Below are 7,393 nucleotides of genomic sequence, written 5' to 3'. Positions count from 1 at the left end.
AAAAACGCCTTTCGTAACAGCTATCAAGCAGTCAAAAACCAATCTCTCAGCCTGACAAACAAGATTGTCAAAAAAGCAGGCGACATCCGTCTCCCGCAGGTTTTACAACCGGAATTCGCGGGAATAGGGAAAGTGGAAACGACTGTCGGTGATGTAGTCAAGAGTGCTAAAGATACGATGATGAAGGCTGTTGGTAGAGAAGGCGGCGAGAGTGCTACCGCTCGCAAAGTCGAAGAAAGTTCGAGTAATATTAGTAGGCCTAATGATGATATAATAAGAGACGGCAGTCATATGGATGGAAATGGCAGGCTTAAGCCGAACGTAAAATATCAGACTGGTGAATATGAATATATATATAAAACAGACGAATTAGGAAGGCTTAATGAGTTTAATGCTGACAATTTAAAATTAACCGTAAGGGAAGAGAGGTTACCACATAAATCCAATACCCCGGGAAAGCAACCAGGTGACCATGCAGGACACTTGGCTGGTGATAGATTTGGTGGCTCACCGGAACTGGATAATCTTGTATCACAATCTAGCAAAGTTAATTTGAGTATTTATAAAAAATTAGAAAACCAATGGGCGAAAGCAATTTCTAAAGGTAAGGAAGTTTCTGTTAAAGTTAAAGTGCATTATGATGGAAGTGAACTAAGGCCAAGTAGCTTTGAAGTGATATATAAAATTGATGGTGCTGTTAAAAAGAGAGTATTCAGAAATTAGGAGTGATAATTGTGACAAAGGTATTTGAAGATTATTTTTCTGACTTGCAAGCAGATATGGTTTCAATTTGTCTAGAGTATGTACATAATAAAGCAGATGATATTTATATTTATTGCTCATATGAGCCGGAGATGTATGCTTTTGATGTTTTTTATAGAATAAATAATAAGGTTGTTTTAAAGCATAAGGTTAATGAAGCTATAATAGGAGAAAATGATCAGGAAAATACTATTTTAAATGTATCAGAGGAGAGACAAGAGGCACTTTTAGATATTGGGATTAAAGATTTGCAGGAAATTCATAAATATTGCAAAGAGTTTGGTAGAGAAATGCCAACAGAAATGAAGTTGCATTATGATGTTAAAAAAAATAGCTTAAAAGGACAGTATAAATATGACTTAGTTTACTCAGAGGATGATGAATTATTGCCAGATGATATTTTTGATTTATGGTATGAAGAAATAAAAAGCAATAGTTAAAATAGTTTAATGTGAAATTAAAGGTAAAATTAGAATGTCTCATAAATTTTAAAACACAATTTATGGGCTTATAAAAATTAAGCATTTATAAAGCCACAGTTTTTTCAGAAAGCTGTGGCTGTCATTTTTGATTATGTTAAAAACAGAAAATCTGAATTGCATTCCTAATCTATTGCAAAGAAAATGTTATTAAAAACAAATAAAATTGGATTAATCTGGGGTAAGACAAAATCATTGAAGTTAAAGAAATAATATTGGCGGTTCTTAGAAGAAAAAGTGTTTAGGAGGTTTATTAACAAATGACTGCTAAAATAAAAGGATTTGGAACTAAAAACGAGTTACAAGTCTTAGAATTTGAAAAGAAAATTGGTTTTGAATTACCAAACGATTATAGGGAATTTTTAAAAAAAGTATAATGTAGGAGTTGCAAAAATACAAATCAGTACCGATAAAAGATGCAAACGAGGAGATGGTGTTAGGAGTATTATTTGGATTAGATTTAGAGGATAATTATGATTTAGGAGACTGGAATGAAGAATATCAAGAAGATATGATAGAAAATACAATTATTATAGGAGCAGACTATGGCTCAGGTTTGTTAGTTTTAATAAATCAAGAAGAAGAAAAGGGAATTTATTATTGGGATAATGCTTTAGAATTAGAAAGTTCAAGTGAAGAAGAGAATACCTATAAATTAAGTGACTCTTTCGGCCAATTTATAAAAATGCTGTAAAACGGAAGTGTAATATAAACTGTGTAAGTAAAAGTGCCATATTATGTACTATTGCTTACTTGCAACATTGCAGAGAGCTTGCTGAAAAAATAAAACGAGATTCAGGCTATATGTATGGGGATGTTGTGTAAGTGATAATACTACCTATATGGGTGTTTGCTGCCATTTTTGGTTTTTTGTTTAAATTTTGCCTGTCGGTGTCGAATATACTTATGAAAGCAATTTTATTAGAAAAGAAGTGTATTTGACTTTGAAAAGATGTAAAATGGATTTTTACCTTTTTGTCAGTATTATTATAGGTGCAACAGGTCTTATAACTGGGAAAGAAAGATCAGCTAAGGCAGCTTGTTACCCTGCGTATGAATGTCAGTAGTTTCTTAGGGATTACTGGGGCAGCAGTCGCGCCGTTTGCAGGAAACGCAGCTTATTCTTACCGAGAAACATTCCATTCTAACTTGTCTTATAAGGTTTATATTAAGCGCAGCCCTAAGAAAAATAAGACTAAGAGGATTAAATTTGTTTATTGCAAAAACAAAAACTTCAAGGGTAAAACAACTACAAGAATAACTGACAAGTCATATGTCAGGAGGCGTAAACGTGAATAAAAAATATTATATTATCAACAGTATTCTTAGCGTATTATTTATTATTGCTTTTATTGTTTCGTTTACCATTGAGAACAAACATCTTGGATTTGGAATAGTCATTGGCGCTGCAATTATTTTAGGCATTGCATCACTAATCAATATTAAGGTGAATTACTCGAAAAAAATTACTAAACGAGATAATTAAAGCTCCCAATAATAGGAGTTTTTATTTGGGCTCTGTAATATTTGTTGGGGTATGAGAAAAATTAAAACAAAAAAATACACGCAAGCACCTTAATCCTTTACACTTGAATTGTCGAGAAACAAGAGAAGGCTAGGACTTGCGTGTATTTGTATTTTTACATGGATTTTACCCAGATTAGAAAATGTGGTGATTTTGAAGGAGGAAAAACAACTAAAACTAACTCTTGGGAATTTAATGGTATTTTTTGTTCTTGCAATACATCGGAAAATACCATCTCTTATTAAACGGTTATTTCCATGCTAAAACTCCTAATTAAGGAAAAAATGAAGTCTTAAATATTATTAATGGTTTGGAAAACGTTAAAGAAAACGACTTTTAAATGGCGCCTGTCAGACTATTTGCTGAATTTTCATGATATAATAGAAGGTACTTCCTAAGGCGATCGGCCGACCTCCCGTTACTTCTTTTTATTGTTAACTAAATTTAAATAATTATTTTAAATGATTCTTATATATACTAAAACTATTATGAGTAAAATTAATAAGGTGGAATATAACATGACCAATATAAGCAATAAAAAAGAGTTGCCGCTGGAACAACGTAGAGAATTACTTGGATTATTGAAAGACCGCTTTGAGAAAAACATGAACCGGCATAAAGGTTTAGAATGGGCAAAAGTCCAAGCGAAGCTGGAAGCTAATAACGAAAAACTGTGGTCGCTCAATCAAATGGAAATAACCGGCGGTGAACCGGATGTTGTTGGATATGATAAAAAGAAGGACGAATACATTTTTTATGATTGTTCGGCGGAAAGTCCTAAAGGCCGCAGACGTGTTTGTTACGACCGTGAAGCACAGGAGTCAAGGAAAAAACATAAACCAGAAAATAACGCAATTGATATGGCAGCTTCCATGGGCATTGAACTTTTAACGGTAGAACAATATCGAGAGCTGCAGAAACTTGGAAATTTCGATATGAAAACGTCAAGCTGGGTGAAAACGCCCTCTGATATTAGAGAAGTCGGCGGTGCCCTTTTTTGCGATTTTCGTTACGGGCACGTTTTCGTGTACCACAATGGCGCAGAATCCTACTATGCTGCCAGGGGGTTCCGTGGTTCGCTAAGGGTCTAATTTTTTACACACATCTAAATTCGAAAACCGATCACCTGGGAAAGGCTTTTTATGTTTGTTTAGGATTAAAAAGTTTTTTCTATCTCTGCATCTTCATGAATGTCTTCGGTTGTCATTTGACGGACCATTCTTTCTGACAAAGGAAGAAGTGCGATGACGATGAAATAATCCCTCCGAGCGTGATAAGAGTCTTTTTAAAGCGAAAAGGGCAATGTTACAATTGAAGTAAATCATTGATCATAGAAGTTGCATTTATGAGATCAAAAAAGTTAAATGAAAACAATAAAAAATTTGCTTTATTGCTTTCTCGAATGATCATTGCAGCTTTTTTATTTATGGATTTATATTTGATATTAGAAAAAGGTTCAATTATAAGTAAATCACTTGCTGGGGCTTCTTATATAGGATTTATGTCTTTGCTAATCCTTTCATTGTTTTCGAGGAGGTTTTGATGAGTTCACAGTGTTCAATATGTAAAATTCGCTGATAAGGAGCTCTGTGAACTTAATTATTTGGAGGTTTGACCATGGGTAGTGTGTTATTCTTTTCTATATTAGGATTAGTATTTATCCTTTCTCTTTTAGTAATATATTGGGGCATCAAAAATTTATTTTCCTTTTTTATGCAATCAATGAATGCAAATCAAGAAGACTTACTAGAGAATTTAAGGAAAGAGATAAAGTCTATAAAACACCGATTAGATCAGCTTGAAAAAAGGAATGAATAATTATAGAATAATTAACTTTTTTTAAATGAGATATTGAAACGGGTTCTTATCTTTATAAAACTTTGAAAATGTCTTGTTTCTAATTGGGGAAGTTTAGGAGGTTCAGTTTAATAATAACATAGCGAACACCGGACACAAAGGTAAAGAGCTTTTTTACGCTAAACAGCCATATTCATGTTTTTACTTTAATTATGGCTATAAGGAGTCCAAAAAACCTTATAAAGTATCAATTGTCGCAATGGTTTTATGGATTTTACACTGGTTGGGCTATTGGGTGGATTTTTATTGTATTATTCCTGAGCCTGTTGGCGGCATGTTATTTGAATATTTTTGGATTATCTTGAGTATAGCAGGTTTTACCATAGCTATAATAGAATTTATGAACAACCGAATCTTTTCGATTTATTTAGGGGGATTTGCTGTTCTTAGTGCTTTGTTTGGTATGGTCACAGATTGGATTGGCAGCATGTATAACTCTTTATATTTCCTTTAACAGGTACTAACCGGAAATAAAGATACTTCTTAAAGACGGAAAACTTTGAGATGAATAAAATGATTTCCAGCGTTATTCAGTATTCGGGCGCTTTTCTTTTAGAATCTCGTTAATTATAAAATACGCGTTTTGTCTGTAGACACATAATAGAGCCATACAAAAAGATAAGCATAGGACCGTTCTCTTTAATTTAAAAGAGAAGTTAAAAAGGTCTCGAGTGAAATTAAAACTCTGAGGCCTCCTTTGAGTTGATTTTATGAGAAACCTACTGGTTGACGGGGCCCTACCCGGTCAATTATAATAAAAATAAGTTATTGACTATATAGTTCATTAATGACTAAACGGTCATACAGTTAGGGTAAATCCTTTGTTAGAAGGATATACAAAGGTTAAGGACTATCCCAAAAAGGTATAAGGAGGTGGAGTGATGGATAAGAAAGAAAAAATTATGCAGTCGGCGATTCGCCTTTTTTCGGAAAAGGGTTATTTTTCCACATCGGTTCAGGAAATTGCAAATGACTGCAGGATGTCAAAAGGATCGTTATATAACTTTTTTGATTCTAAAGAGGAACTATTGATTCAAGTCATCGAGCATAATCACAAAAAAATATTGCAACAGGCTGTGAATGTCAATCTTGATTCATCTTTGTCCCCCAAGGAAAGGCTGATCCAAAAGATTGTTGTGCAGTTTGATGGTTTTCGTGAAAACAAAGATTTTATGATCATGCTGCGTAAGGCTTTACCACCCGACAATCCCAGAATTCCATTGCTAATGAAAAGAATCAGGGCTACAATGATGAATTGGTACAAAGATTGCCTTATTGAAGCCTACGGGAAGAAAGTGGAACTGTATATTTGGGATCTTGCTCTCATGTTTCAAGGAGCATTGAGGGAATATACCTACCTGGCTGTTCATGAAAATAAGGATATCGATTTTCAAAGCGCTGCCCGTTTTGTTGTTGAGCGATTTGATGCCATGATTCATCACACAAGGGATCTGGAACCCGTTCTGACTTCTCGGGAGATGGGGGAGTACGAAGCATTTGAAGCAGATCTCGAACCGGAGTCCCCGGAAGAACAAATCGATCAACTTTTGGAAGAACTTCAGGAAAAGATCAAAAATGTATCGATGCGTGAAGGGGCACGGCAAGAGGCCATTTTGGCGATTCAGTCCCTGCAGAAAGAAATTCATGAAAATGAACCAAGAAGGTTTTTGATTAAGTCCTTGTTGTTATATTTAGCTGAAATCGAAGAATGTAAACCCCTTGTTCACCGAGTTGAAGCGGTTTTTAAAACTTTACAGACCAAATAGCAGTATTCAGGAGCAAAGGGGTAAGATGAATGATGGAAAATGAACAAACACAGCCTTCTAAAAATTTTATAGAACTTTACTTTTTGCGGCGATCCTTACAAGATGTTTACCTTGATTTTGAATCAAGCGTTAATGAATATCGCTTTACCGCTAATCATGAATGATCTATCAGTGAGTGCCAATACAGCACAATGGTTGACGACCGGTTAAATAAAATTGATTTATGAAGGGGAGAAAAATATGTCAGTATACTCATTTAAAGCAAAGTTATCAGATGGGGAAGAAATTAGCCTTGATACCTATAAAGGAAAAGTCATGCTGATTGTGAATACAGCCAGTAAATGTGGATTTACGCCTCAATATGAAGGGCTCGAAAAATTATATGAAACGTATAAAGAAAATGGATTTACGATCTTAGGTTTTCCATGTAACCAATTTGGAGGACAAGAGCCGGGAAGCAATGAGGAAATTAGCAGCTTTTGCTATTTAAATTACAATGTGACTTTTCCTATTTTCCAAAAGATCGACGTCAATGGGGAAAATGCACATCCTTTATATCAATACCTGCGTGAACAGGCGCCGGAAGATTTAGATTTTGATAAAGAGGGATCACTCTACAAGGTTTTACGGGATAAGATGCCGGACCTATTAGAAGGATCAAAAATCAGATGGAACTTTACAAAGTTTTTAATTGATCAAAATGGAAATGTCGTAAAACGGTTTGCACCAACAACGAAACCGGAAGAGATAGCAGGGTACATTGAAAATCTATTGGTCAAATAAAATAAAAATTTTTATAGGAACAATAAAACTCGTTCCCTCTTAATTAAAAAAATCGAGTTCGTTTTTGTTCTTATCGGTAATAGAAACACCTGCTAAACCCATTCCAATAAAAATTACCCTATTGAAGTTTTCCTAAGAAGCTCATTTGAAATGACTAATAAATGGAATCTTCTGTGGCAGCCTTAAAAAATACAGTAAATGAAAGAGCGTTAAAAGCCCAT

The 7,393-nt window shown here is 34.3% G+C and carries 11 protein-coding genes; all 11 read left to right on the top strand.

What is annotated here, in order from left to right; all coding sequences use genetic code 11:
• A partial coding sequence (locus JOD45_RS16660; RefSeq protein ID WP_239549301.1) for a DNA/RNA non-specific endonuclease occupies positions 1-723 on the top strand: 723 nt, incomplete at its 5' end.
• Between the two features lie 11 nt (positions 724-734).
• Positions 735-1,202: a DUF600 domain-containing protein gene (locus JOD45_RS14710; RefSeq protein WP_205004667.1), complete on the top strand. Its 468-nt coding sequence runs from the start codon at positions 735-737 to the stop codon at positions 1,200-1,202.
• Positions 1,203-1,501: 299 nt separating this feature from the next.
• Positions 1,502-1,618, top strand: a complete 117-nt coding sequence (locus tag JOD45_RS14705; RefSeq protein WP_205004666.1) for an SMI1/KNR4 family protein — start codon at positions 1,502-1,504, stop codon at positions 1,616-1,618.
• Between the two features lie 8 nt (positions 1,619-1,626).
• A complete protein-coding gene (locus JOD45_RS14700; protein WP_205004665.1) occupies positions 1,627-1,935 on the top strand; it encodes an SMI1/KNR4 family protein in 309 nt (102 codons plus the stop codon).
• A gap of 597 nt (positions 1,936-2,532) precedes the next feature.
• The gene (locus JOD45_RS14695) at positions 2,533-2,727 is read left to right on the top strand and encodes a hypothetical protein (RefSeq protein ID WP_205004664.1); all 195 of its coding nucleotides are present in this window, start codon (positions 2,533-2,535) and stop codon (positions 2,725-2,727) included.
• A gap of 557 nt (positions 2,728-3,284) precedes the next feature.
• The gene (locus JOD45_RS14690; protein WP_205004663.1) at positions 3,285-3,857 is read left to right on the top strand and encodes a DUF4256 domain-containing protein; all 573 of its coding nucleotides are present in this window, start codon (positions 3,285-3,287) and stop codon (positions 3,855-3,857) included.
• A 526-nt stretch (positions 3,858-4,383) separates the two neighbouring features.
• Complete coding sequence (locus JOD45_RS14685; protein ID WP_205004662.1) at positions 4,384-4,584, top strand: hypothetical protein; 201 nt, start codon at positions 4,384-4,386, stop codon at positions 4,582-4,584.
• A 238-nt stretch (positions 4,585-4,822) separates the two neighbouring features.
• Positions 4,823-5,077, top strand: a complete 255-nt coding sequence (locus tag JOD45_RS14680) for a hypothetical protein (RefSeq protein ID WP_205004661.1) — start codon at positions 4,823-4,825, stop codon at positions 5,075-5,077.
• A 427-nt stretch (positions 5,078-5,504) separates the two neighbouring features.
• Positions 5,505-6,389 carry a TetR/AcrR family transcriptional regulator gene (locus JOD45_RS14675; protein ID WP_205004660.1) on the top strand — a complete coding sequence of 295 codons (885 nt, stop codon included), beginning with the start codon at positions 5,505-5,507 and terminating at the stop codon, positions 6,387-6,389.
• 29 nt (positions 6,390-6,418) lie between these two features.
• Positions 6,419-6,553 (top strand): hypothetical protein, encoded by a 135-nt coding sequence (locus JOD45_RS16820; protein WP_275583981.1) that lies wholly within the window; start codon positions 6,419-6,421, stop codon positions 6,551-6,553.
• 76 nt (positions 6,554-6,629) lie between these two features.
• On the top strand, positions 6,630-7,172 hold the full coding sequence (locus JOD45_RS14670; protein WP_205004659.1) for a glutathione peroxidase: 543 nt from the start codon (positions 6,630-6,632) through the stop codon (positions 7,170-7,172).
• Positions 7,173-7,393 lie beyond the last annotated feature (221 nt).

The sequence above is a fragment of the Scopulibacillus daqui genome (genome assembly GCF_016908855.1).
Lineage (GTDB): Bacteria > Bacillota > Bacilli > Bacillales > Sporolactobacillaceae > Scopulibacillus_A > Scopulibacillus_A daqui.
Note: the sequence above shows the minus strand (reverse complement) of the source record. Positions and strands in the feature narration are given on the sequence as shown.